Source organism: Nocardia sp. NPDC059229 (assembly GCF_042754165.1).
Classification (GTDB): domain Bacteria; phylum Actinomycetota; class Actinomycetes; order Mycobacteriales; family Mycobacteriaceae; genus Nocardia.
This window is the reverse complement of the sequence record NZ_JBHZAK010000020.1, coordinates 62,579-87,174: the sequence shown is the minus strand read 5'-3', so window position 1 is coordinate 87,174 and position 24,596 is coordinate 62,579. Positions and strand designations below refer to the sequence as shown.

At 67.9% G+C, this 24,596-nt stretch carries 20 protein-coding genes and 2 pseudogenes; 10 read left to right on the top strand and 12 right to left on the bottom strand.

Going from position 1 to position 24,596, the window contains the following annotated elements; all coding sequences use genetic code 11:
* The first annotated feature begins 41 nt into the window (after nt 1-41).
* The 3 genes from ACFXHE_RS34730 to ACFXHE_RS34720 all read left to right on the top strand — a co-directional run bounded on the left by ACFXHE_RS34730 (nt 42) and on the right by ACFXHE_RS34720 (nt 2,098).
* A complete protein-coding gene (locus ACFXHE_RS34730; protein ID WP_379388886.1) occupies nt 42-827 on the top strand; it encodes an acyl-[acyl-carrier-protein] thioesterase in 786 nt (261 codons plus the stop codon).
* A 69-nt stretch (nt 828-896) separates the two neighbouring features.
* The gene (locus ACFXHE_RS34725) at nt 897-1,418 is read left to right on the top strand and encodes a pyridoxamine 5'-phosphate oxidase family protein (protein WP_379388885.1); all 522 of its coding nucleotides are present in this window, start codon (nt 897-899) and stop codon (nt 1,416-1,418) included.
* 347 nt (nt 1,419-1,765) lie between these two features.
* Entirely contained in the window at nt 1,766-2,098 is a 333-nt protein-coding gene (locus tag ACFXHE_RS34720; protein ID WP_379388884.1) for a hypothetical protein, read from the top strand.
* Nucleotides 2,099-2,119: 21 nt separating this feature from the next.
* Here ACFXHE_RS34720 and ACFXHE_RS34715 read toward each other — a convergent pair.
* Nucleotides 2,120-2,553, bottom strand: a pseudogene (locus tag ACFXHE_RS34715) (IS110 family transposase); the annotation flags it as partial.
* A gap of 15 nt (nt 2,554-2,568) precedes the next feature.
* Nucleotides 2,569-4,020: a DUF222 domain-containing protein gene (locus ACFXHE_RS34710; RefSeq protein WP_379388883.1), complete on the bottom strand. Its 1,452-nt coding sequence runs from the start codon at nt 4,018-4,020 to the stop codon at nt 2,569-2,571.
* A gap of 200 nt (nt 4,021-4,220) precedes the next feature.
* Here ACFXHE_RS34710 and ACFXHE_RS34705 point away from each other — a divergent pair, with 200 nt between their 5' ends.
* Both ACFXHE_RS34705 and ACFXHE_RS34700 read left to right on the top strand, forming a co-directional pair.
* Entirely contained in the window at nt 4,221-4,826 is a 606-nt protein-coding gene (locus ACFXHE_RS34705) for an inositol monophosphatase family protein (RefSeq protein WP_379388882.1), read from the top strand.
* A gap of 231 nt (nt 4,827-5,057) precedes the next feature.
* Complete coding sequence (locus ACFXHE_RS34700; RefSeq protein WP_379388881.1) at nt 5,058-6,152, top strand: cytochrome P450; 1,095 nt, start codon at nt 5,058-5,060, stop codon at nt 6,150-6,152.
* 229 nt (nt 6,153-6,381) lie between these two features.
* Here ACFXHE_RS34700 and ACFXHE_RS34695 read toward each other — a convergent pair whose 3' ends face one another.
* Nucleotides 6,382-6,765 (bottom strand): hypothetical protein, encoded by a 384-nt coding sequence (locus ACFXHE_RS34695; protein WP_379388880.1) that lies wholly within the window; start codon nt 6,763-6,765, stop codon nt 6,382-6,384.
* Nucleotides 6,766-6,887: 122 nt separating this feature from the next.
* Between ACFXHE_RS34695 and ACFXHE_RS34690 the strand changes: the two are divergent.
* Nucleotides 6,888-7,436: pseudogene (locus ACFXHE_RS34690) on the top strand (inositol monophosphatase family protein); the annotation flags it as partial.
* Nucleotides 7,437-7,671: 235 nt separating this feature from the next.
* Here the strand turns inward: ACFXHE_RS34690 and ACFXHE_RS34685 are convergent.
* The 4 genes from ACFXHE_RS34685 to lspA form a co-directional block, all read right to left on the bottom strand.
* Nucleotides 7,672-8,355, bottom strand: a complete 684-nt coding sequence (locus ACFXHE_RS34685; protein ID WP_379388943.1) for a GAP family protein — start codon at nt 8,353-8,355, stop codon at nt 7,672-7,674.
* Nucleotides 8,356-8,544: 189 nt separating this feature from the next.
* Nucleotides 8,545-9,207 carry a hypothetical protein gene (locus ACFXHE_RS34680; protein ID WP_379388879.1) on the bottom strand — a complete coding sequence of 221 codons (663 nt, stop codon included), beginning with the start codon at nt 9,205-9,207 and terminating at the stop codon, nt 8,545-8,547.
* Nucleotides 9,208-9,220: 13 nt separating this feature from the next.
* The gene (locus ACFXHE_RS34675; protein ID WP_379388878.1) at nt 9,221-10,147 is read right to left on the bottom strand and encodes an RluA family pseudouridine synthase; all 927 of its coding nucleotides are present in this window, start codon (nt 10,145-10,147) and stop codon (nt 9,221-9,223) included.
* Entirely contained in the window at nt 10,144-10,761 is a 618-nt protein-coding gene (gene lspA, locus ACFXHE_RS34670) for a signal peptidase II (RefSeq protein WP_379388877.1), read from the bottom strand. The genes ACFXHE_RS34675 and lspA overlap by 4 nt, the downstream gene beginning before the upstream one ends.
* 215 nt (nt 10,762-10,976) lie before the next feature.
* Between lspA and ACFXHE_RS34665 the strand changes: the two genes are divergently transcribed.
* The 3 genes from ACFXHE_RS34665 (at nt 10,977) to ACFXHE_RS34655 (ending at nt 13,157) form a co-directional block, all read left to right on the top strand.
* On the top strand, nt 10,977-11,873 hold the full coding sequence (locus ACFXHE_RS34665; protein WP_379388942.1) for a hypothetical protein: 897 nt from the start codon (nt 10,977-10,979) through the stop codon (nt 11,871-11,873).
* On the top strand, nt 11,861-12,574 hold the full coding sequence (locus tag ACFXHE_RS34660; RefSeq protein ID WP_379388876.1) for a hypothetical protein: 714 nt from the start codon (nt 11,861-11,863) through the stop codon (nt 12,572-12,574). The genes ACFXHE_RS34665 and ACFXHE_RS34660 overlap by 13 nt, the downstream gene beginning before the upstream one ends.
* 121 nt (nt 12,575-12,695) lie before the next feature.
* A complete protein-coding gene (locus ACFXHE_RS34655) occupies nt 12,696-13,157 on the top strand; it encodes a VOC family protein (RefSeq protein ID WP_379388875.1) in 462 nt (153 codons plus the stop codon).
* 105 nt (nt 13,158-13,262) lie between these two features.
* On the opposite strand, the gene ACFXHE_RS34650 is transcribed toward ACFXHE_RS34655, so the two are convergent.
* From ACFXHE_RS34650 to ACFXHE_RS34630, 5 genes are all read right to left on the bottom strand, one after another.
* On the bottom strand, nt 13,263-16,562 hold the full coding sequence (locus ACFXHE_RS34650) for an arabinosyltransferase domain-containing protein (RefSeq protein ID WP_379388874.1): 3,300 nt from the start codon (nt 16,560-16,562) through the stop codon (nt 13,263-13,265).
* A gap of 593 nt (nt 16,563-17,155) precedes the next feature.
* Nucleotides 17,156-20,683, bottom strand: a complete 3,528-nt coding sequence (locus ACFXHE_RS34645; protein ID WP_379388873.1) for a hypothetical protein — start codon at nt 20,681-20,683, stop codon at nt 17,156-17,158.
* A gap of 11 nt (nt 20,684-20,694) precedes the next feature.
* The gene (locus tag ACFXHE_RS34640; protein WP_379388872.1) at nt 20,695-21,009 is read right to left on the bottom strand and encodes a WXG100 family type VII secretion target; all 315 of its coding nucleotides are present in this window, start codon (nt 21,007-21,009) and stop codon (nt 20,695-20,697) included.
* Between the two features lie 184 nt (nt 21,010-21,193).
* Nucleotides 21,194-21,694, bottom strand: coding sequence for a hypothetical protein (locus ACFXHE_RS34635; RefSeq protein WP_379388871.1), 501 nt, complete (start codon nt 21,692-21,694; stop codon nt 21,194-21,196).
* Between the two features lie 253 nt (nt 21,695-21,947).
* On the bottom strand, nt 21,948-23,273 hold the full coding sequence (locus tag ACFXHE_RS34630) for a DNA polymerase IV (RefSeq protein WP_379388870.1): 1,326 nt from the start codon (nt 23,271-23,273) through the stop codon (nt 21,948-21,950).
* 230 nt (nt 23,274-23,503) lie between these two features.
* Between ACFXHE_RS34630 and ACFXHE_RS34625 the strand changes: the two genes are divergently transcribed.
* Nucleotides 23,504-24,382 carry a UTP--glucose-1-phosphate uridylyltransferase gene (locus ACFXHE_RS34625; protein WP_354842978.1) on the top strand — a complete coding sequence of 293 codons (879 nt, stop codon included), beginning with the start codon at nt 23,504-23,506 and terminating at the stop codon, nt 24,380-24,382.
* Nucleotides 24,383-24,596: the final 214 nt, after the last annotated feature.

The following is a 24,596-nucleotide window of genomic DNA, read 5'->3' as shown; positions in this document are numbered from 1 at the left end:
CCCGCTCCGTAACTCGGATGGAAGATCCGGAGGTTCTGCCGATGAACCAGGTCGCCGACCCCACCCTGACCGCGGCACACCCGTCGGCCACGCCACTCGCCCCCGTTCCCGGCTCCGGCCACATCTTCGAGGTCACCCGCCGCCTGGGCACCGTCGACATGGACGAGAACCAGTACCTGCGCATCGACGGCACCGCCCGCCACCTGCAGGACGCCGGCGTCGATCACCTCGCGCACATCGGCGCCCTCGAATCGCATCCGCACTGGATCGTGCGCCGCACCGTCATCGACGTACTGCGCCCCGTCACCTGGCCCACCCAGCTGCGCATCCGCCGCTGGTGCTCGGGCATCTCCCCGCGCTGGTGCACCATGCGGGTCCGCATCGACTCCGACACCGGCGGCCTGATCGAGACCGAAGGCTTCTGGATCCACATGAACAAGGAGACGATGAGCCCCTCCCGGGTGGCCGACGAATTCTTCGAGCTCATGAGCACCACCACCGGCGAGCACCGGCTGCGCTGGCGGCAATGGCTCGACGAACCCCAGCCACCCACGCCCGCAACCCGTTTCCCCCTGCGCCGCACCGACACCGACCACTTCCAGCACATCACCAACACGGCCTACTGGCACGCGGTCCACGAATTCACCGCCGACGCAACGGATCTCGTTCAGGGACCGCACCGTTTCATCCTCGAATACAACAAGCCCATCCGCTACGGCGAAACCTTGGACATCCATACCGCCCGCACGCCGGACGCCCTCACCCTCTGGTTCTCCGTCGACCACGGCATCCGGGCCATCGCTCAACTCCGCCCCGTCGCATCCTGATCGCCCCGGGCCGATGATTGCGACGGTCTCGGCCCGTCTCGACTCGTATCAGCCCACCGAGGAGGAACGATGCTCGCAGATCCGGTATCGGCAGAGGACCTGAACATCTACGGCAAGGCCGAGTTGCCCTGGGACCGCGTCCAGAAGGCGATCGACGCATGGATCGGGCTGCCCGAGACCCCCCAATTCCTCGGCACCGTCAGCCCATCCGGCAAGCCGAGCTCAGCAGGGATCGGCGGCATCGAAGCCGACGGCCACATCTACTTCACCAGCGGGCCCGCCAGCAAGAAGTCACACAACCTGGCCACCAACCCGTTCTGCACACTATCCATCCGATTCCCGGACGTCGACCTCGTACTGTCCGGAGCAGCGCACCGGATCATCGACCCCACCGAACTCGATCGCGTCACCGCCGTCTACCGCGCCGGCGGTTGGCCCGCAGAACGATCCGGCGACGCGATCACCGCACCCTACAGCGCCCAGAGCGCCGGACCCGCCCCTTGGCACCTCTACCGCCTCACCATCCACACCGCAGTAGGCGTGGCCCTGACCGACCCCCACGGCGCCACCCGCTGGCACTTCGCCCACTGACCTCCATCAACCCGTCAGGGCGAGCCCAGGATTCGACAATCCGACCCATCGCATAGCCCCACCCCTTCACCCAGACCGCCGGTCCCGGCCGCAGGCCAACATTGAATTCGGACGGTTTGACGCTCAGCAGTGGCGTCCGACTCCTCCGAACGTGACCGCCGCAGCCACAAGCCCGAAAGACAAAGAGCCAAAAGACAAAAGACGCAGTAATGATGGGGGTGAACCCCGCGACGGTCGTCCTGACTCGAAAAAATGCAGGAAAAGGGAGGGGTCCTATGTTCGTTGTCAAGTCGCGGGTCGGGCGTTCTGGCTGGTGAGGGTGTTGGACGAAGCTGGTTGCCGGTAGCGTGATTTGGGTGTCGACGAAGGCTGAACGGCAGGCTGCCCGCGGCGTGGTGGCTGCGTATCACGAGGCGCAGCTCGGTGTGCTGATCGAGCATGTCGGCCGGGCGGTGGACCGTTTTCGGACTGGTGAGCGGGATGCGTTCGAGGTCGACGCGGTGATCCATCAGTTCCATCGGGCGGCCCGGCAGTTGTGGTCGTTCTGCGCCCTGTCCGGCAGGCAGATGGAATCGACCGCGCACTTGATTCAGTGCATGGCTGATGACGACGACCCCATCGATTGGTGGCAGCGCGGCGCGTCGGCCAACGCCCGCAGTGCAGAGGATCCGGACGCCTGATCCGGCCGGTGGCGTGGCAGTTCAGGCGGCTGCGGGGTTGCGGTAGGGCTGTTGGGTTTTCAGTACGGCGCAGAGAACGTCGCAGCGGCGACGGGCCAGGCAGATGAGGGCGGCGTTGTGCCATTTGCCTTCGGGGCAGAGTGCGGGCGCGGGTCCTGACTCCGACGCCGGACATCGAGGTCGGGACCTTGGCGAGAGGGTGCGCATCGAGCGTCCTCTCGATGTCGGTCGCGATGATTTGTCGTTGCAGCAGAACCGATTTCAGTGGATCGGCAAGTTTCGGGAGCACGACCTCGGCAGCCTTGCTGCCCGGGCAGCGCGGCCAGGATCACCCCGACCAGGCGGGCGCCCATGCGGGGTGCATGCTTGATTGCGATGGCGGCAAGTTTGCGTTTTCCTGCAGCGCGGATGTCCTTCGGGGCGCACTTCCCCGTCCCTGCGCACGCCAGCAGAACACGAGCAGCCGGGAATCACGCCACCCGTGCACCCCACCTCCGGCAACTGGAATCGATGGCAGTGGCGACCCATTGCCCGACGTGATGCCGATCGTTCACCCGCGCCGTGCCGGTCGGGTCAAGACGTTTCGGGGCAATCCAACCGGTACGGCCCCGATACGGGGAATCCTTGCCCATGACAACGGTTTTCCAACCCTCGGGACTGTCGTTGACGAGCGCGTGGCAGTGATCGCACACCAAGGTCAGATTGGTCAGATCCGTGGGGCCGCCCTTGGCCCAGTCGGTGATGTGGTGCACCGCGCACATCGACGCTGGCGCATCGCATCCCGGGCGAGTACAGCCCCTGTCGCGGGCGATCAACGCCAACCGCTGGGCCGGGGTGGCCAGGCGTTCGCAGCGACCCAGGTACAACGGCAACCCGTCGGCGTCGAGGACCGCCAGCACCGGCCGGGTACCCTCGGCCAGCTTGAGGGCCTCGTTGATGCTCACGTGGCCACCGGAAGCGGTGGTCGCGACCCCGGAACCACGCTCGAGATCGGCGACGGACATGGTCAGGATGGCCTGCACCGGCAAACCCCGGTGCGAACCGAGCTTGGCGGGGTCGACACCGGGCTGCAGCAGCGCGAACAGCGCGTCGTGGGTGCGCTGCCCGGCATCACGGCGGTCGCGGCGGGCGGCGGCCTCGAGGACCTTCGAATCGATGACACCGGCGGTGGCGGTGGGGCTTTCGGGGTCTTCGAGGTTGCACATGCCCGGACGCGCCAGCTTCGCGAACACCACATCGAGCAGGGCCCGCAGTTCGGGGGTGATCCAGCCTTCGATCCAGGACATGCCATCGATGCCGGGGCGGCACAGCATGATTCCGCGCTTGCGGCGGCGGTCGGCGTCGGAGACGACCTTGCCATCGGGGTCGACACGGGCGAGGATGTCGCGACCGATCTTGGGCAGGTCATCGGGCCAACCAGTGCGGGAATGGCCGACCAGGATGTGTTCGGCCTCCGTACGAGCCTCGGCCGGGATGTCGGCGGGCAGGTGGTTCATGACGTCGATGATGTTGCGGACATGATCACGCGAGATACCGCCCGCCTCAAAAGCTTCGGCGGTTTCAGCGAGGGCAGCTGGGCGCAGGTGTCCGGTGGGTTCGAAGAATTCTCCGCACTGGCGGGTGATCTTCGCCCGCACCGATGCGTCGTACCTCGACAATCCCAACGTCTGCCGCAGGAACGGCACCACGTCCTTCGCCCCGCTGCCTTCGGGCAGTGAGCGGTTGCAGGCCTCGATGATCAGGCGTGAATCCAGCGCCGACAGTTGACGTTTGCAGGTTTCCAGGCGCTGCATCAACTCCACGACATCACTGTCGGAGAACGGGTTCAGGTTTCCGTGCAGGACGGAATTCGACAGGGTTTCGACGGCGGCTGCCAGGTCGGCGATGCCGCACGTGTCGAGTGTTTCTCCCTTCGAATCCATGTGCTAATTCTACCGCTCGCATGATCGCGAGTGAAGCCGAATTTCAGTGTGATACAACAGTTTTCATACATTGAACCATTTCAAATTCGAGCCCAGCAGGGTACGAGGCATGGAGGAATTCGATGTCGCCCTTGCCGTTCGAGCTGCGGAAGCCGCGTCCAGAGTAATCCGGGATCAGTTCCGTGGCCCTGTCACCCGCTATGACAAAGGACGATAACTTCGCCACCCAGGCCGATCTCGCCGCCGAGCTGACCATTCTCGACATTCTTCGGGCCGCCCGTCCCGGCGACCGTTTCCTCGCCGGGGAGTCAGGCACCACCGGGGACCCCTCGGACCGCACCTGGTTGATCGATCCGCTGTGCGGCACACGGAATTTCGCTGCGGGAACACCGCTTGTCGCGGTGAATAGCGCGCTCCGCGCTGCTCCCCGATCCGCGAGCGGCCTGGTCGAAATCGACGCCGACAACCCGTCGCCCTACACGGACTGGTTCTCACCGGCCGGCTCATGGCCGACGAAACCTTCATGGCCGCCTGCTATCCCCGCGTTCTGTCCACCTCACCGGCCCTGGTCCGGGTGGCAGCGGAAGCGGATCAACGACCGCGGCCCGGTCACCCTGGCCGAGCTGCCCGGAGGAGTTCAGGCCTGGTCGGTCACCAGCCAGGAGATACTACGGACACTGCTGCTCGATCCATGCATATCCAAGGATGCCCGCCAACACTTGCCTGCTTTCATCAAGGCGGCTGACGTTCGGCAAAGAGAGTGTCGATTCATGCTGATACGCAGCAACTTTGCCGAAAATGGTTGATACACAACGGTATTGACAGCTACGTTTGTCAGGGCCTGACAGGTCAATGGGGGCTCAACGCAAGCCCCGGCCTGCCGGTCTACGGTCAGAATGGAGTTCGCCATGGACAACCACACCGACCCCATCGTCATCGATCCCGAAGGTCCCGATATTCAGGGTGAGATCGCCCGCATCCGCGAGCGGGGACCGATCACCAAGGTCGTGCTCCCGGGTGGAGTGCCCGCCTGGTCGGTGACCGACGCGGCCATGCTCAAGGAGATTCTCTCCAGCTCAGAGGTTTCCAAGGACCCACGCCAGCACTGGCCGGCGTTCCGGAACGGCGAGATCGGCAAGGATTTCCCGCTCCTCAACTGGGTGAATACGCGTTCAATGTTCACCGCTTACGGCGCGGAACACCGTCGGCTCCGCAAGTTCGTGGCACCGGCGTTCACCGACAGGCGCACCGCAGCGCTGAAGCCCCGCATCCAGGCGATCGCCGATGAACTGGTGACGGGTCTGGATGCCGCGCCGCAGAGCGACCCTGTCGACATTCGCGAGCATTTCGCTTACCCGCTGCCTCTGCGTGTGATCAACGAGCTGGTGGGAGTTCCCGAGCGCCTGATCGGGCCACTACGGAAATGCGTGGACGGCATCTTCGACATCGCTTTGAGCGAAGAGGAAGCCGTAGCCAACTACAAGGCAATGATCGGGCTCCTGCACGAACTCGTCGCGTATCGTCGCGAGAATCCCGCTGAGGACATGACCAGCACCCTCATCGCCTACGCGGACGATCCCGCAAAGGATTTCAGCGTCGAGGAACTCGTCGGGACGCTCTATCTGACGATCAACGCCGGGCACGAGACGACGGTGGACCTGATCGACCAGTCGATATACCTGTTGCTCACCAACCCGGACCACCTGGCTGCTGCGCTCGCCGGCAGTCTGCCCTGGGCGGATGTGATCGAGGAAGCGCTGCGGTTCGAGCCATCGATCGCGCACGCCCCGCTGCGCTATGCGGTGAGGGATTTCGTCCTCGGCGACGTGACGATCACCGAAGGCGATCCGATACTCTCGTGCCCCGCCGGCGCCAACCGGGACCCCAAGATCTACGGCGACAGCGCGGACAAGTTCGACCCGAACCGGACGAACAAAGACCACATGGCGTTCGGATACGGCGCCCACCGCTGCCCGGGCGCACCGCTGGCACGGCTCGAGGCACAGGTGGCCCTTCCCACGCTCTTCCAGCGGTTCCCGCACATGAAACTCGCCGTCTCCCCCTGCGAACTCGGCACGGTACCCGGTTTCATCGCCAACGGGCACAACCACCTGCCGGTATTCCTCAAATAGGCAACGGTATTCGGGGAGGAATCAAGACGGCATAGGCCGCGGCGTGGGGCGGGTGCAGACGCTCCGGGTAACTCTGGAGGTCTCCGGTCGCAGCACCGGCCCTCGCCGCGACGAACTGCTACTGATCGGCCGCGGATACCCCTGGACGCACCGCTTGGACTCGAGCCTCTCTCGCAGAGGCGCCTCGCGAAACCTTGTGGGTCGCGCGCCGGCCGCGTTCCACAACCAATCAGCAGACCTCGACCGCGCTCCTCGGCAAGTCGGCCTTCGCGCATCGGCAGGATCCTGCGTTCGTAGGGGACGCCCATGATCGAAGTAGCGTCTGAACTGCGGGCCCTACACCGCGACGCGCCGAGGATGTGCGGCCGATCTTGGGCCGGTCATCGGGCCAGCCGACCCGGGAGTGGCCGACCAGGATGTCCTCGACCTTCATACGAGTCTCGGCGGGGACATCGGTGGGCAGGTGGTTCATGACATCGATGATGTTGCGGACATGATCGCGCGAGATCTGGCCTGTCACACAGCCTTCGGCGGTTTTCTCCAACGCGGCCGGACGCAGGTGTCCGGTGGGCTCGAAGAACTCCCCGCACTGGCGGGTGATCTTCGCTCGCACCGACGCGTCATACTTCGATACTCCCAATGTCTGGCGCACCGCAGTAGAAGTCTAATTTGGTTGTGATACAACAGTTTTCAGAGTCGAACCATTTCCAACTCAGCCCCAGTAAGGTGCCAAGTATGGAGGAATCCGATGTCGCCCTTGCCATTCGAGCGGCGGAAGCCGCGTCCGGTGTAATCCGGGATCAGTTCCGTGGCCCGGTCACCCGCTATGACAAAGAGGATGATGACTTCGCCACCCAGGCTGATCTTGCCGCCGAGCGGACCATTCTCGATATCCTCCGGGCCGCCTGTCCCGGCGATCGTTTCCTCGCCGAGGAGTCCGGTACCATCGGGGACCGTTCGGACCGCACCTGGTTGATCGATCCGCTGTGCGGCACGCGGAATTTCGCTGCGGGGACACCGCTTGTCGCGGTGAATATCGCGCTGCGCGCCGGGGATACCGTTACAGCGGCCGCGGTGGCGGATCCCTTCTCCGGGGAGATCTTCTGGACCGACGGGACCACTGCCGCCGTTCGCCGCGACGGAAACGACCACCCTCTGCTCCCTCAATCCGCGAGCCGGCTGGTCGAAATCGACGCCGACAACCCGTCGCCCTACACGGACTGGTTCTCCTGTGGCCGACTCATGGCCGACGAGTCCTTCACTGCCGCGTTCTATCCCCGCGTTCTGTCCACCTCACTGGCCCTGGTCTGGGTGGCAGCGGGCCGTCGCGCCGCCTACCTGGTGGACCGCGATCTCCGCGACGACGTCCATTTCACCGCCGCATCGCTGTGTGCCGGGCAGCCGGTTGCACGGTCACCGGCCTTACCGGGCAAGCCCTCCACACTCCACCGCACGGCCTGCTGGCCGCCGCCGACCCCGTCACCCACGGCCGGTTGCTCGACATCATCGCCGGGACCCGCTAGAGCGAGGCATGGTGCACGAGAGCGTCGGCGACCAGCGCCGCACCGGCCAGCAGCAGCAGAATGCGAACCGACCGGGGGCCGAAGCGTTTCAGCCCGCGGACCAATCCGCGATAGAAGCGCCGGGCCCGGGTCGATTCAAAGGTCGAGGTGACCAGAACCAGTAGCGGCGGCAGGAGCGCGATCAGGCAGTATCCGATGATGATCAGCGGCCACATCGGCGGATGCGGATCCCGCGCCGAGATCATGGCCAGTGCCGCCAGGTACGGAACCGCGGTGGGCGCCTGCCCCAGTCCGATGGCGACGCCCACGAAACCCAGCAGCAAGGGTCTGCGCCGCGCCTCCAACGCCCACGCGGGCACTGCCGCCCCACCCTCCTTGGACATGCGCAGGCTGCCGAGCACCAGCAGCACCAGGCCGACACCCAACTCGGCCCAGTAGCGAACCGTCGGGGTGATGTCGAAACTGACCAGGTCGGTGAGGAATCGAAGACCGAGCACGAAGGTGATGCCGAAAGCGGTTGTGACGGCGAACACTCCGGCGAGGAAGCTCAGCGCACCGGGCAGCGGCGAGCGACGGCTCAACCGACTGTCATAGACCACTGCGGTTGTGACGCCGACCAGCAGCACATCGAGCGAGTCCAGGAAGGCGAAGCCCGCGAGCGCCAGCAGAAAGATCACCATAACCCCACCGAACATACGGGACTCATTCCCCGGCACCCCGTCACGAGCGGCGGGATGTCACCGCCCTTTGCGACAACTTGCCGCGCGCCGATCATGCCGCCCTCGGATGACCCTTCGGCCCGCCTCGAGAAGGTCCAAACGGAGCTCCTCGGCTTGGGCTGGTCGTCGAGGACCGGGCGCTGACTGAGGTCAGTTGTCGGGAACCGGCCCATCGTCGAGGGGCGGACTGGCGGATTCGAGTTGTTCGGGCAGGAGCGGGGATACCGCGAAGACGGCGGCGGATGCGTCGGCGGGGAGTGCCTCGACGGCGCGAACTCCCGGGTGCGCGGCCAGGGTGCCGAGTTGCGCCAGCGTGCCGTGCAAGACGATGGCGACGACGCACGGGCAGTCGGCACCCAAGCGGCTCGCCACGAGGTTCTTCACCCGGGTGGAGCGGTCGTCGTAGGTGGGCGTCGACTCTATCTGGGCGGCAGCGGATTTCACCGACGCCACGGCCACGTCATCACCCGCGGGGACACCGATGGAGATGATCGGCGTCGCCACCCGGTCGACGGCCACGTGATAGTCGATCTCCGAGATCCGCAGGCCGCCACTGAATTCCGGGATGCGGTCGGCGGTGACGCCCTCGGTGAACGACAGCAACGCCCAGTGCCCCTCGGAGTCGGTGCCCTGCAACGACTTCTGGGCCCGCTCCAGGTAGTGCGTCACCGGCTCACCGCTCTCCGGCCCCAGCCGGTCGGTGGAGATGATCGCCGACCGGGGCGGGATCGCCCAGCCCAGCGCCACGATCAGGATCGCGAAAAGCGCCGCGGCCGCAGCGATCCCGGCGCGGCGCGGCGTCAGCGCATCCACTCGAGACCCCGGATCAGTGCGCGCGCAGGACGTCGAGGGCGTGTTCCAGATCGGCGGGGTACTCGCTGGTGATCTCGATCCAGCGGCCGTCAGCGGGATGGTTGAAGCCCAGCTGGCGCGCATGCAGCCACTGCCGTTCCAGCCCCAGCCGCTCGGCCAGACGCGGGTCCGCGCCGTAGGTGAGGTCGCCGCAGCAGGGATGCCGCACCGCCGAGAAGTGCACGCGAATCTGGTGGGTTCGACCGGTTTCCAGGTGGATGTCGAGCAGGCTCGCCGACTGGAAGGCCTCGACGGTGTCGTAATGGGTGATCGACGGGCGGCCGTCCGCGGTGACCGCGAACTTCCAGTCGTTGCCACGCGCGCGTCCGATGGGCGCGTCGATGGTGCCGCTGCTCGGATCCGGATGACCCTGCACCAGCGCGTGATACCGCTTCTCCACGGTCCGGTACTTGAACGCCCGCTTGAGCTGGGTGTAGGCGTGCTCGGACTGTGCGACCACCATCACACCCGAGGTGCCGACATCCAGCCGGTGCACGATGCCCTGCCGCTCATGGGCTCCCGAGGTCGAGATGCGGTAGCCCATGGCCGCCAGGCCACCCACCACGGTCGGGCCGGTCCAGCCGACACCCGTGTGCGCCGCCACCCCAACGGGTTTGTCGACGGCCACGATGTCGTCATCGGCGTAGAGGATCTTCATCCCCTCCACCGGGGTCGCCTCCACCGTGAGTTCCCGCTTGGGCTCTGGGAATTCGACCTCCAGCCAGGCCCCGGCGGTCAGCCGGTCCGACTTGCCGGCCGCGATGCCGTCCAGCTGGACGCCGCCGTCCTCGGCCATCGAGGCCACCGCGGTGCGCGACAGCCCGAGCAGGCGCGACAGCCCGGCATCGACTCTCATACCGTCCAGCCCGTCGGGCACCGGCATGCTGCGGGTCTCCCTCATGCTGCCTTCCCCTCCGCGCTCGACGCCGCCTGCTGCCGATGCATGCGGGTGCCGTCGGGTTCGAAACCGAACACCGTCAGCGCCACGAGCAGAATGGCCCCGCACACGATCGACGAATCGGCCACATTGAACACCGGCCACCAGCCGACCGCCACGAAATCCACCACATGACCCTGCAGCGGGCCGGGCGCGCGGAACAGACGGTCGATGAGATTGCCGAGCGCGCCGCCCAGCACCATGCCCAGGCCGATGGCCCACGGCAGCGAGCGCAGGGTCCGGCCGATGCGTATGACACCGATCACCACGGCCGCGGCGACCAGGGTCAGCAGCCAGGTCATACCGGTGGCCATGGAGAAGGCGGCGCCCGGATTGCGGACCAGGGTCAGGCGCACGCTGTCGCCGATGAGATAGATCGGCTTACCGGGCGTCATGGTCGCGACCACGATGGTCTTGGTCAGCAGATCCAGGCCCAGCAGCACCACCGCGATGAGCAGGAGCACCGGCAGACGCAACGGCTGCGCGGGGGAAGTCCCGGCATCGGCCGCGGGGCTGATCTCCCCTGGCGATGTGTCTGGTTCCTCTGCGCCGGATTCGCGCGGCCGATCGGTACTCACCCTGACATCATTCCCTATTCATGCCGGGCGCCTCTGAACGCCCCGAAACCACGGCCCCACGGGATCCCAGCTGTTTTTCAGGAACGCGCCGTAACCTGTTCGACGTGACGGTGTTGTCTTCCTCCCCCAGCTCGGCGAAAGCCACCGCACGCTGTTCCGGCACCCCGCGCCCGCCGCGGCGAGGCGCGGGCACGCGCACCACGCGCTCGGGGGTCCTGCTCCTGGTTCTCGCGGTGACCCTGACCGCCTTCGGCGTCGGCTGCAGCGATCGTACGGAGACCACGGCCGAGGCCGACGGCACCGAACCGGTGGGCATCAACAAAGAGGTCACCATGCCCATCGAGGCCGTGACCGCCACCGTCGTCGAACCGGGCGCCGAGCCCCGCTCGCCGCTGCGCCGCACTCTCGAGGCGGGCGCCACCCAGCAGGTCACGCTGAGTACCGAACATCACATCGAGCAGCAGATCAATCAGCAGGCGCTGCGCGACATCTCCCCGCCCGCGATGACCATTCCGCTCACCGCGGAGTCCGGCACCGATGGGGTGGAACTGACCGTCGGCAATGTCACCTCCCCCGACCCGACCCTGGCCAAGGCGCTGCTGCCCGCGGACGGTTCCCACGTCGGCTTCGACGTCAGTGAACTGGGGGCGATCACCGCACTCAAGCTGGCGCCCAACCCCGCCACCTCCGACTCCGCGCGGGCCGCGCTGGAGCAGGCGTTCTATCAGGCCGTGTACCAGTCCATCGCGTTCCCGCCCGACGCCGTCGGCGTGGGCGCGGTGTGGACGGTGCGGCAACAGGTTTCCGGCAGCGTGCCGCTGGAGCAGGTGACCACCTGCACCCTCACCTCGCGGGACGGTAACCAGCTCACCATCGAACTGAATGTGGTGCAGACGCCGAAATCCACTGTGTGGCATCTGCCCAACGAGGCGGGCCAGCTGGAGATCGTCGACTACCTCATGCACGGCACCGGCACCATCGCGGTGGATCTCGGTCTGCCGCTACCGGTTTCCGGTTCGGTCGAGGTGGGCGGCAACCAGACCTACCGCGACCCGCGCAGCTCGGTGACGCTGCGGCAGACCCTGCGCACGGAGGTGCAGTGGGGCGCCTGACGCGGCTCACGCTGCTGGCGGGGGTCCTGGCGCTGGCCGCCACCGCCTGCGGCAGCCACAAGGATTCCGCGCCCGGGCTGCCGAGTCTGGGGCCGGCCGTGCAACCGTCCGGAACGCCCGGGGGCGCACCGGTTCTCGACCAGTTCACGCTGCGTTCGGAGCTGCTGGACGTGTCAGTGATGCCCGCGGGGTTCACCGCGCTCGACGATCCGCCGCCGGGGAGTTCCGGTGGGGCGGGCGCCAAGACCGATCCGGCGCCGTGCGCGAATGTGCTGGCGGCCATGGCCGTTCAGGCTCCGGGGTCGGCGGCGCAGGCCGCGGCCCAGTTCGGCGGGCCGAATTTCGCCAGTGTGGATATCGATGCGGCGTCGTATGCGAATGGCGGAGCGGCGCAGGCTTTTTCCACCGTCCAGTCCATTCTGCCGGGCTGCACCAAGTATTCCGGTAAGGATGCCGACAATACGAAAGTGGAATTCCGGCTGGGCGGTTTGAATCAGCCGCAGGCCGGTGACGGCTCGACCGCATTCCAGGTGCGCACCACCAGCGATGGGCTCACGCTGTACACCGATGTGAGCATCACGCTGGTCGGTTCGACGGTGGTGCAGATCGCCTACTCGGATGCGAAGGAACCCGATCCACAGCAGCTCAGCGCCATGACCGCAGCGCAGGTGCGCAAGCTGCAGGGGGCTGCGGGTCCGTAGTCACGGAACTTTTCCCGCATATGCGGCAATTCGGGTGATCATTCGGAAATTCGAGTAATTCTTGTCGGCACCGGGGCATAAGCTCGACGCGTCCGGCAACAACCTCGAACGGAGGTTTTCGATGTCCGATGTCAAACCCATTCCCGAGGGCTACCCGACCGTCTGCCCCTCGCTCGCCTGCAATGGCGCCGCGCAGGCGATCGACTTCTACAAACGTGTTTTCGGCGCCGACGAACGTTTCCGCATGCCCGGGCCCGACGGCACGGTCGCACACTGCGAAATGCAGTTCGGCACTTCGGTGATCATGCTCAGCGACCCGGCGCCGTCCATGGGGTTCCTGGATCCCAAGGCGATCGGCGGCACGCCGGTCAATCTGTACGTCTATGTCGACGATGTCGACGCCGCCCACGCCGCGGCCCTGTCGGGCGGGGCGCAGGAGCTACAGCCGCCCGCCGACCAGTTCTACGGTGACCGCACCTCGGGCATCGAGGATCCGTGGGGTCACCGCTGGACCCTCGCCCTGCACGTCGAGGACGTCGAGCCGGAGGAGATGGCCAAGCGCATGGCCGATATGCAGGGCTGAGGCCCGGTACCACGGTCTGAAAACGCCGCCGCACCCGTTTCGGCAAGGAAACGGGTGCGGGTCGCGGTCGCCGACTGGGCGGCTATTGCCGCCCGGCCACGGTGATCACTGCCAGCCGGTCACTTTGATCGGGCCGGGATTCCAGAGACCACTGTGCGGGTCCGTGGTCACCACGGGCTTGGCGGTCTGTGCGGAACCGTCGATCCGCTCGAGCCGCTGCAGCTCACCCCAATCCATGCGCGGGTCGTGGTCGAGGTACGTCGCCAGGGTGACCGGGCGCAGCAGCATCGAGCTCCAGCCCAGGGCGCCGCCACCGTCATGGCTCTGCCACAGCGTGGTCATGGCCGCGCCGCCGCGGTCGGGCATGATGCGGTAGTCGGGCACCTCGGCGACACCGTCGAGGTGATCGAACGGCCGCTGGCACGGGAACTGCAGGCCCACTTCCCAATCCAGCAGCACCGGCTTGTCCCGGCCGACGTAGTCCTCCAGCGTCACCGTCTGCGGAATGCGCGGCGGGGTGAGCGCCACCCACTGCTTGGGATCGCTGTCACGGTCCTCGGCCACCACGCGAATCGCGGTGGCCTGCGCCGGAATATCGCTCAGCGGTACTCGCAGATTGCGCCACGTCGGCGCGGGGCCGATATCGATGGGCGTGACGCGGCCCTGCGGTTCGACCGAACCGTCAGCGCCCGGCACACCGTACTCGATCTCGACCGATTGGCCCGGCGTCACGATGCCGTCCTTGCTCACCGAGCGGATCCGCCCGGCGGCCGTCATCGCGATGATGCCGGAGCGGTCCTGCTGCCCGGGCAGGGCGTACCAGCCGGTGGTCAGGGTGGAGACCGCCTCGGAGCTGTTGTAACTGCCCAGCACCGGGGTATCGGCGGCGAGCCCGAAAGGCAGTGGCGCGGTGGTTGTTCCGTCCACGGTAGTGCTGCCGCGGTTGCTGACCGCACTGGAGACGCTGCCGCCGGTATCGACGTCATCGTCGGGGCGTAGGTCGGTGGACACGCCCTTGGGCGAGAAGCCGACCGCGTCTACGGTGAAGGTGCTGAGCGCATCGCCGTTGAGCGGCTTCAGCATGCCCTGGTTCGGGTCCGTCTCGACCAGCACGTCGCGGGCCAGGCCGCACGGCTTGCCCAGCACCGCATCCACGTTCGAGCGCGCCAGCGAGTAGGCGGGGTACTGCGCGACCGCGCCCTTGGCGAGCGAGCCCACCTCGAACAGCACCATGAACGCAGCTGCCACGGTCAGCGGCGGAATCGCCACGAAGCGCCAGCCCAGCTTCGAGATCCGGTGCGGGCCGGGCTGTTCCGGCGCGCGCACATGGAACCAGCCGGCCAGGGCGAGCAGCGCCACCGTGAGCGCCAGGAAGATCTTGTCGACCTCGATCCCGGCCAGCACCGCCGACTTGTCGTGCCAGGGCACATTCCAGTTCGAGACGTACCACCAGCCGTTGATACTGGAGAAGGCGACCGCGAGCGCGAACGCGACCACCGCCGCGAACAGCGCGCGGTTACGTGGGGAGCGCATCACCCGCGGACCGACCGCCACCGCGGTCAAAACCGCGATGACTCCGGCCAATCCGGCGTAGATGCCGTTGTGGTGGGTCCACTTGGTGGGGGTGAACATCATCAGCGCGATGACGCCCACACCGGTGCCGAGCACCCGGCGTACCGGGCCCGGCGCGGTGAACGGTATCCGGCCGCCCTTGCGCAGCAACACGAACGCGCACACCAGCAGGCCGATCCAGAACGCGAACATGCCGAAGCGCCGCGCCAGCGAACCATCGATGGTGGGCATGAAAAGGTATTGGTAGCGAATGTATTCGCCGTCCCAGTGCACATCCGGGCCGACCGCGGTGTGCACCCGGCTCATCTCGAACATCGACGACAGCGGCTGATCGCAGAACATGATCGCCAGCACCACCGCACCGGCCGCCGCCAGCGGGGCGGCGAGGGTGAGGTACGCGCCGAAGCGGGCCTTCAGGATCGTGAAGGCGCTCGCGCCGGGGGCGGTCGGCTTGCCGAGCACGGTCGCGTGCTTGTTGAGGATCCGCCAGGCCGGCCGGATACCGGCCAGCAGCGGCGCGAAACAGATGATGCCGGACGGGCCGACGGTGCAGGTGAACGCGCCGATCATGATGGCCACGCCGTAGGGCAGCAGCCGGCCCGTCGCGATGGCCCGCTCCACCGAGACCCAGGTGAGCAGGACGCCCAGCGCCACCAGCGGTTCCGGGCGCAGGCCGTTGTTGTACGGCAGCCAGACGGCGAGGAAACCCAGCGCGCCGGTCCACACCGCGACACGGTCGCGGCGGATCCGCGCGCCCAGGCGGGGAATCACCTCGCGGCTGAGCACCAGCCAGATCACGATGCCGGCCAGCAGGGCGGGCAGGCGCATCCACACGCTGGCCGGGCTGACCTGTGCCATGTGGCCGATGAGGTCGTAATACGGAGTACCGACCGGGGTTTCGGGGACACCGAAGTAGCCGAAGTAGTTGGCCATGTACCCGGCGTGGATCGAGGCCCGGCCCATGCCGTACTGGTAGCCGTCGTCGGAGGTGGTCGCACCGATGAAATGCCAGAGGATCAGGGTGCCCAGCACCACGGCGTCGACGGGCTTGAAGGTCCACCAGTGCTGCGGCAGGAAGCGGCGCGCGCGACGGCCGTCGAGACGGTCCAGGCGGAACAGCGCGAACAGGGCGACGAGGGTGCCGAGGATGGCGGTCCAGATGGCGATCCGCTTGATCGTGCTCGGCGTCGAGGTGAAGCGGCTGTCCACCTGCGCGCTGACCTTGGCGCCGTCGGAGACGGTCAGGTCGCTGAAGATGCCGACCAGCTGCGGCCGGTAGTCACCGTTCAGGGTGACCGGGGCGGCCGTGGATCCGCTCAGGATCGCGGTGGAGGAGGTGAAGTCCGAGTGCACGGTGAGCGCGCAACCAGCGCCGAGCTGGTCGACGGGCACGCTCACCAGCGTCTTGTGATGCAGGATCACTTCCAGTTTGCCCGGCGTGGTCACACCATCGGTGGTGGATGCCGCTGTGACCCGGGCCACGAAGCCGTACTTCTCGAGGTCCGGCGCACCATTGGGCGCGGTGGCGGCGAGCGTGCCGCCCTTCGAACCCAGCTGCGTCACAGCCGAACATGGAATGGTGGCGTCGAAGTTCAACGGCGCGTAGGTCACCAGCGGAGCCTCGATGCTCTGCGCCGAATTCCCCTGCGGCCAAGTCAAAGTCGTGTGGTCCACCCGGACCGGCAGGAACGGCACCGCCAGCGCCGCCAGCACCGCGATCACACCGGCGATCAGAGCGGTCGGCCGCGCCCAGCCCCCTCGAATCCTTCTCTCGGGTTCAGCACCAGCACTCCCGGCGGCATCCTGCCCCGCCTTCTCCAACACGTCGGTCACGACCGCCGATCCTAAGCGGAACTCATCTTCCCCCGCTCCCCCCTCTCCACGATCGACCCCCCAACCCCCCGGGACACCAGCCCACCCGGTCGAATATCCATGCTCCCGCACCATTTACTGTGCGCCACCTCACATTTCCAGGCCCGATCCAGACCGCGCTACCGCCCCCACCCGCAGTCCCAGCACAATCACCTACCCAGGATCCACACCGAGCCGCTACCTGCCACCAGAGCAGAGTTGAGGCCCCGGTCCGGGCCGGAGCCGAGGTATAGCCCGCATCCGAGGCACAGTCCGGCCCCCGGAGCCGAGACACAGTCCGGTGCCCAGGGCCCACGCCGAGGCCCAGGGGCAGGATCGTGACCTTGCGCTCGGCTCTCGGGTCTATTGAGCATGACCGCGGCCCGACCCATGACTCCCCTCCGGCCCACCCCTGGCCCCGGCCCTCGCGGTGGCTTATGACCGTGTCCTGGGCCACCACCATCACCAGGCCCTTGCCTTGGCCGAGATCGTCTCCGTGTCCTTGCCCACGCCCGGGTTTTTTCCATGCCCGCTGTTCCGGGCCTATGGCCATTTCCAGGTCTGTGGCCATGCCGTTACTCCGGCTCGTGGCTGTACCCATGTCCCGGCCTATGCGGAGGGTGCGGCGGGACCGGGGTCGGCGGGTGGGGATGCACTGGCTTCGGCTCGGGCCCGGGGTGCGGCGGCGGGGCCGACTTCGGCGGTTGCTCGGGTTCCCACACGCTCTCGGGCGGAGGCGCGGGCGCGGTGTACTCCGGAATCGGCGGAATCGAGAAGTACCGCGGCGTATAAGGAATCAGTGACGTCGTATCCGGCACATCGTCATCGTGAGGCGGCCGCGGCAGCTCAACCGTCGGATCCTGCCCCGGGGCACGAGCGCCCGACTCCGGCGTCGAACCCTCACCTTCCTCGGACAACCTCCATGTCAGTCTCGGATCCTGTCCCCGCACAGGATTGCTCGGCGCTGGGACCGAGCCCTCGCCTTCCGCAGTCAGACGCCATGCCAAGCGCGGATCCTGACCCCGCACAGGACCGCCCGACTCCGGAGCCGAGCCCTCACCCTCCACCGGCAGACGCCAAGTCAACCTGGGGTCCTCAACCGGCCTCTGCTGCTGCGGCTCCGGCATCGAGCCTTCACCTTCCTGAGGCAACCTCCATGTCAGTCTCGGATCCTGTCCCGGCGCAGGATTGCTCGGCGCCGGGGCTGAATCGTCGCCTTCAGCAGGCAGACGCCACGCCAAGCGCGGATCCTGACCCCGCACAGGACCGCCGGACTCCGGAGCCGAGCCCGCATCTTCGGCCGGCAAGCGCCACGCCAAGCGCGGGTCCTGGGCTTCGCCAGGTCGGGGGGATTCGGGGTTTCCGCCTTTCGCGGGCTGTTTCGCAGGGGCGGATTCCTCGCCGTGCGGGGGTTGGGCCGGGCCCGGCTCGGTGTCGCCGGACGGCTTCGGCTCGGGCGCCGCATGCGCTGGGTCGTCGCCGACCTCACCTCCGAATTTCTCGGTGAAATGCCCGAAGTCGTCAATGAGCCGCCCGTAATCGCCATCCAACTCCGACAGCCGACGCACAACGGCCTCCAGCCCGGCCCGCCGCAGCTGCTCCGGGCTCAACCCGTGGGGGTCCACGCCGAGCGAACGCACCTGCTCCCGAAGCGATTCCAGCGCCGACTCGGATGCGGTCTTCGGCTCAGGCCCGGCCGACCCGTCGGACTCCGGCTTCACGCCAGATTCGGGTTCCGGCTTCACGCCAGACCTCGGCTCGGGTTGCTGTCCCGGCTCGGCTTCGGGCGTGGGCTTGGTCCCTGTGTCGGGCTTGGGCCCGGCTTCCGGTGCCGGGGTCTGCCGAGGCTCGGTGGCCGAGCGGGGATCCGGAGCGGGACGGGCTGGGGTGGCGGGGTTTTCGGCCTGGCCGGCTCGACGGTAGTCGTCGAGGTCGGCGCGTAGTTGCCTGCGGATGTCTCCCAGATCGCGCATGCGCTGCTGGATGCCTTCGCGCTCCTCGAAGTACTTGTCCGGGCGCAGGTTCGCCTCGTCGAGGCGGGCCTGCGCATCCGACAGCTCGGCCGTGCGGCGCATGACCGCGTCCATACCGGCCCGGCCCATGTGCTCCGGGCTCATTCCTTCCGGATCGATGCCCAGCGAACGCAGCAGTGCGCGAGCCGAATCCAGCGCTTCGGCGGCCGTGCGCGGCCGCTCGGACTGCGGCTCCGGGCCTGCTTTCTCCCCAGACTCCGACGCCGACTCCGGTCCACGACTGGTTTGCGGGTGCGGCTTGGGCTCGCCGCCCGAGACCGGTTCCCGTTCGTGCGGGCGCGGTTCCGGCCCACCCGTGCCGGCGGACTCGGTCCGGGCTTCCGTTGCGGACCCGCCCTTCGGCTCGGTCCCGGACTCGTGCACGGCCACCGGTTCGGACCGGGTCGGGACCGGTGCGGAGCCGTCGCCATGGGCCGGCGTACCCGTGCGCGACTCGGCGGCAGGCCCGCCGGTTGCCGGGCGCGACGGGTTGGCGGGATCGTTACCCGCCCGGGTACCGGGTTCGGTCGTCGAGGGAGAGCCCGCGCGCGAACCAGGTTCGCTGGTCGCGGGATTCGCGCCGCGCCCGGTCGTATCGCCGCCCGAGGGGTTTCCGGCACGCGGGTTCGGCTCCGACGCGGCCGGATTCCCGGCACGCGAGTTGGGCTCGGGCGCAGTCGAACCGCCAGGACGCGAATTGAACTCGGCCGCGGGTGAAGTGCCGGTGCGCGGGCCGGACTCGCCGCTGGGCGTGGTCCCGCGAGTGCCGGACTCCGAGGCGGGCGGGGTGCCGCCACGCGAACCCGGCTCGGCGACAGGCGAACTCGTTCCGCGCGTACCCGGGTCCGGAGCGGACGAGGGTTCGGTGCGTGTGCCGGGGTCGCCGAACAGATTGGTGAGGGGTCGGGGCGATTCCGTGGTGAAACTGGTTGCGGACGTGTGGGTTTGCGCGCCGGGGTCGCCGGCGGACAGGCCCGCGGCCGTGGATTGGGGGTGCGGGGTCCCCGAGGGCGCGCCCGACGGATCGGGCGTGGCCGTCGGGTGGGAAGTCGTCGCCGGTTCCGGATGGGGGGCCGGGGCGCTGCCGTCGCCCCCGGTAGGGATGTTCATGCGCGCGCCGGAGGGCGCCTCGAAGGAACCCGGGTGGACGCCGCCCCCGGTCGGCAGGCGGAAGCCCTTGGTGCCGCCGGTCAGGACGCCGTAGGAGGTGGCGCTGGTGAGCAGCCGGGGGTCCCAGGTCCAGCCGTCCGTGGTGCCCTTGGTGATGAGGGTGGGGAGGCCGCCCACGCCCCACGAGGCAAAGGCTCCGGCGATGCCCGCGCCGGTGCCGACGAGAGCGCCGCGAACCGCATTGCCGAAGGGATTGCCCGTGAACGGAAGTCGGGTGACGGCCTTGCCGAAGATCTCACCGGCGGGTCCGCCGACCGCGCCCGCGGCGGCCGCCGTGAGGGCGGTCATGCCGACCCGTTCCCAGTCCATGCCCTTGCGGTGGCCCTCGGCGATCTGGAGGCCCTGGATGGCGACGTCCTGACCAGCGCCCAGAACGGTGCTGATGACGACATGTTTCGCGAGGAAGCGGGCCAGCGCGGCGACGCCCAGTTTCTCCGCGTAGCGGGCGATGGCGGAGACCGCGCGTTCGCCCAGCAGCCGCACGGCGGTGCGCGTGATCAGGGTGGCCGCGGCCTCCTCCGCGGGCGCGGTGGGCGGGAAGCACCACGCCAGTGCGATCTCCACGGCGAGCATGCCGAGGGAGGAGAGGATCATGATCTTCGTGTACTCGATCTCGGTGCCGAGGCCGTCGGCCGCCTCGGACACCTGATCGAGGATATCGGCCAGCGCCTGGAAGGACTGCGGGCCCGAATCGAGGTTGTTCAGGGCCGTGACCATGGCCTCGAGACCGTCGCCCCACGGGTAGGCCGCGATGGTGGCCTTCTTGGCGGCCTCCAGTTCGGGTATCAGGTCACGCAAATGGCGCGCGGCGGTGCTCCAGTCGGAGGCGATGTCCCACATCGCGTCTTCGTCGCCCTGCGGCCAGGCCGAACCGGCGACCCAGCCCAGCCACTGCAGTTCGCCCGGAATATCGATGGACAATGGCGGCCGGTCTACCGGTAGTGGACAGCGTTGCCGTGGTCCATCCGCTCCAGAGTGTCCGCGGCCTCGTTCTGCCCGGACGCGTACGACCCCAGGGTCGTTGCCATCTTGCGGAGTCCGTCCCGCAGATTGGCGTGGGCCGCGGTGTACCCCTGTCCGCCGGCGGCGAAGGTGCTGCCGTAGCTGTCGTCGCCCCAGGCCGCGCCCTTGGCGGACAGCGCCTGTTCCAGGGTGGCGAGAATGCTGTTGACGCGGCTTTCGAGGTCCTGCATCTGCCCTGCGGCACCACGCAACTGACCAGGAGTAACGCCGACTTTCGTTGCCACTGTTGCCCTTTCGCCGATGGACGGAAGATCAACGATGGCAACGGGTGCGGGCCGCGCAACAGGCCGGCGACCCCGAATTAACGCCGCCCTGACAGGTTTCGCGGTCTTCTTGACGAAACTCCGTGTGGGACAGGCAAAACCCGGTCCGGCATCCGCCGTTCGATGCCGGACCGGTCACACGGGACTAGCTGCAGGCCGGAGAGGTCTGGTTGGCCAGCGAGAGTGCGTTGCAGATCCATTCCTTCTGGACCTTCCACTTGCCGTCCTCGGCCACGAAGGGCACGACGGCCTGCTGCGGCGCGCCGCCGTTGATCGCGACCTGGGCGTCGGCGGTGATGGTGCCGTTGCCGAGATCGGTCACGTTGGTGACGGTGATGGTGGCGTTGTTCTGCTTGTAGGCCTCCGCCAGCCGGGTGGGCAGGCTCGGGTCGGCCGAGACGCCCTGCAACATGTCGAGCTTCTCCGAGTCGGGGATGCTCGGGTCCAGTGCTTTCTGCAGTTCGGTGTTCAGGTCCGCCGCGGTCGGGGCCGGCGGGTAGTTCGTCTGCGCCGCGGTGGTCTTGGAGGTGGTGACCTTGGCGGGCTTGCTCTCCTTCTTGTCACCGCTCCCACACGCCGACAGCCCGAGTACGGTCACGACAGCCAGTGCGGCGACCGCGATGCGTCCAGTCTTCTGAAGCTTCAACTGCTCGTCCTTTGCGTTCGAGTAGGTCCGTTCGACAACGTGCCAGCTACACCCGACCGGCGGCGCTGCACGACACGCGACACTACCAACGCGGCGTCTCAGAAGCCGCTTTCGCGGCGGACGGCGCGGCATTTTCAGGCTGAATCCTCATAATTCACGCATTCGGGCCTTAACGGTCGGACAAGCCCCGAGACCCCCGAAAAGTAAGGAAGACGGGCCAGCTCCCAGACCCCCGGGTGGCGCCGGAACCGGCTCAGCGCAGGCTGCCCAGTGGGTCGGCACGGGTGAGGTCGGGGTCCTCGGCGGGGAACGTACGGGCAGGACCCGGCCCCGTGGAACGGGTTTCGAACCTGATGGTCACGACCCCGTGGCCCGCGCCCTGTACCCAGCCGTGCCCGAATTCGGGGTGTTCGACATCGAGTCCCGGGTACCAGGTTCCGACGGCAAAGGAGCGAGTCGCGGGCGGCACCACCGGATCCGGGCCCTCGGGCACCGCAAAGGTGGGTTCCTCGGAGACCGCGCCATCGGTGTCGACCGTCTGATCCAACTCGGGGAACAGCGATTCCTGCCGGATCTCCGAGAGTCCGGCGAAACCCACTCCCACCAGGCGAATCGGCCCGATCTCGGCCGGGTCCAGGGCGGACCGCTGCGCGGCGGCGGTGAGGGTGGCGAGATCCTCGGTGGCGTACGGCAGGGTGGAGGAGCGGGTCACGATGCTCATGTCGGTCTTCTTGAGCTTGAGCACCACGGTGCGCGCCGCGCGGCCGTCGGTGGTGAGCCGCCGATGGGCGGAGGCGGCCATGGCGTCGATGGCCGGGCGCAGCTGGGCAAGGGTGAGAATGTCGGTCTCATAGGTGGTTTCGGCGCTGATCTGCTTGGCCTCGGCACGCTCGGCCACCGGCCGGTCGTCGATACCGCGGGCCAGCCGGTGCAGCGCCACCCCGATGCTGCCGCCGAGAATCGAGGACGCCTCCGACTCCGGCAGCGCCGCCAGCGCCCCCACGGTCTCGATTCCCAGTGAGCGCAACCGGCTTTCGGCCACCGGCCCGATCCCCCACAGTTTGCGCACCGGCAGCGCGGAGAGGAACCCGTCCTGCTCGGCCGCCGGAATCACCCGTACCCCATCGGGTTTGGCCAGCCCGGAGGCGATCTTGGCGAGCTGCTTGCCGCTGCCCGCCCCGACCGAGGCCACCAGGCCGGTGCGTTCCCGCACCGCCGCCCGCAACTCCTCGCAGAATTCGAGCACCCGCGCCGGAGTGGCCCCGGACAGTTCCGCGGGTTCCCCGAACGCCTCGTCGAACGACAGCGTCTCCAGCACCGGGATCCGGGTCCGCAGGGTGTCGAAGACCTGCCCGCTGAGTTCGCCGTACACCGCCCCGCGCGGCGGGATCACCACCGCCGCCCCGCCGACCAGCCGCCGCGCCTGATGCATGGGCATGGCCGAGCGCGCTCCGAACACCCGCGCCTCGTAGCTGGCGCCCGCCACCACGCCGCGCCCGCCCATGCCGCCCACGAGCACCGGCCGCCCGCGCAGGGTCGGGCGGGTCAGTTGCTCGACCGAGGCGAAGAACGCGTCCATATCTATATGAAGCACCCACCGCCGCTGTCCCGTACCTCGGGACCCGCTGTCGATTTGCTGTGTGTCCGCGCCCGCCCCGGCCGGCCCGCGGCCCCTGCCCTCCGGCCCTGCACAACCGACTCCACCAGGCACGATGTCCCGGTTCGCGGGGTCGGCAGACGTGTTCACACCGGGAAATCTACAAGCGACTACCGACAGGTACGACCCGCCGGATGTGTGATGATTCGTCCATGACGATTCGCAAGGCCGTGATTCCCGCAGCGGGTATCGGCTCGCGCCTGCTGCCGCTGACCAAGGCGATCCCGAAGGAAATGCTCGCGGTGGGTGACAAGCCCGTCATCGAACACACCGTCCGCGAGCTCGTGGCCTCCGGCATCACCGACATCACCATCGTGGTCAGCGGCGGAAAGTCTCTGATCCAGGATCACTTCCGGCCCAACCCCGCCCTGGTCGCCCAGCTGCGCGCCGACGGCAAGACCGCCTTCGCCGACGCGGTCGAGGAGGTCGGTGAGCTGAGCCGGCAGGGCCACATCACCTACCTGGACCAGCACGGCCCCTACGGCAACGGCACCCCGGTGCTGAACGCGGCCCGCCACCTGGGCAACGAGCCCATGCTGGTGCTGTGGCCCGACGACGTCTTCGTCGCCGAGGTGCCGCGCGCCCAGCAGCTCATCGACGCCTACGAGAAGACCAACGCGCCGGTGCTGGCGCTCATGCCGATGGATCCGTCCGAGTCGCAGCGCTACGGCGTCCCGGTGGTCGAGGAGACGGTCGGTGAGGGTCTGATGCGGATCAGCGGCCTGAAGGAGAAGCCCAAGCCGGAAGACGCCCCGTCCTCCTTCGCTGCCATCGGCGGCTACGTGGTCACCCCGGGCATCATCGCCGAACTCCGCAAGCAGGTCGACAACTGGTACACCCACCGCACCGGCGAGGTGTATCTGACCGATGCCATCAATGTCTTCGCCGCCGAGAATCCGGTGTACGGCCAGGTGATCCGCGGGCGCTGGTACGACACCGGCAACCCGGCCGACTATCTGACCGCGCAATTCGCCTCGGCGCTGGCGCATCCGGAGTACGGTCCGCTGTTGCGGCAGCTCGTCGCCGAGTAGTCCGCCGCCGCCCCACAGGCCGCCAGGTTCGGCCCCCGTGCATCCGACCACGCCAGACCGAATTTGTCGAAACCCGAAACATGGGGGCATGTTTCGACGATCATGCCGGTGGGTCGGGATACCCCTCTGGATCGAAGGTCGGTTTTGCTAGGCGGATTGGGCACCCGGGCGGCACTGCTCGCGGCGGCAAGTTGTTCTCTTGTCACTACGTTCA

Bases quoted from the DNA above. Each gene is read 5' to 3' on its own strand.
- ACFXHE_RS34705 (WP_379388882.1), top strand. From the start codon at position 4,221: ATGACAAAGGACGATAACTTCGCCACCCAGGCCGATCTCGCCGCCGAG.
- ACFXHE_RS34710 (WP_379388883.1), bottom strand. From the start codon at position 4,020: ATGGATTCGAAGGGAGAAACACTCGACACGTGCGGCATCGCCGACCTG.
- ACFXHE_RS34655 (WP_379388875.1), top strand. From the start codon at position 12,696: ATGTCCGATGTCAAACCCATTCCCGAGGGCTACCCGACCGTCTGCCCC.
- ACFXHE_RS34730 (WP_379388886.1), top strand. From the start codon at position 42: ATGAACCAGGTCGCCGACCCCACCCTGACCGCGGCACACCCGTCGGCC.
- ACFXHE_RS34685 (WP_379388943.1), bottom strand. From the start codon at position 8,355: ATGGTGATCTTTCTGCTGGCGCTCGCGGGCTTCGCCTTCCTGGACTCG.
- ACFXHE_RS34625 (WP_354842978.1), top strand. From the start codon at position 23,504: ATGACGATTCGCAAGGCCGTGATTCCCGCAGCGGGTATCGGCTCGCGC.
- ACFXHE_RS34725 (WP_379388885.1), top strand. From the start codon at position 897: ATGCTCGCAGATCCGGTATCGGCAGAGGACCTGAACATCTACGGCAAG.
- ACFXHE_RS34630 (WP_379388870.1), bottom strand. From the start codon at position 23,273: ATGGACGCGTTCTTCGCCTCGGTCGAGCAACTGACCCGCCCGACCCTG.
- ACFXHE_RS34675 (WP_379388878.1), bottom strand. From the start codon at position 10,147: ATGAGGGAGACCCGCAGCATGCCGGTGCCCGACGGGCTGGACGGTATG.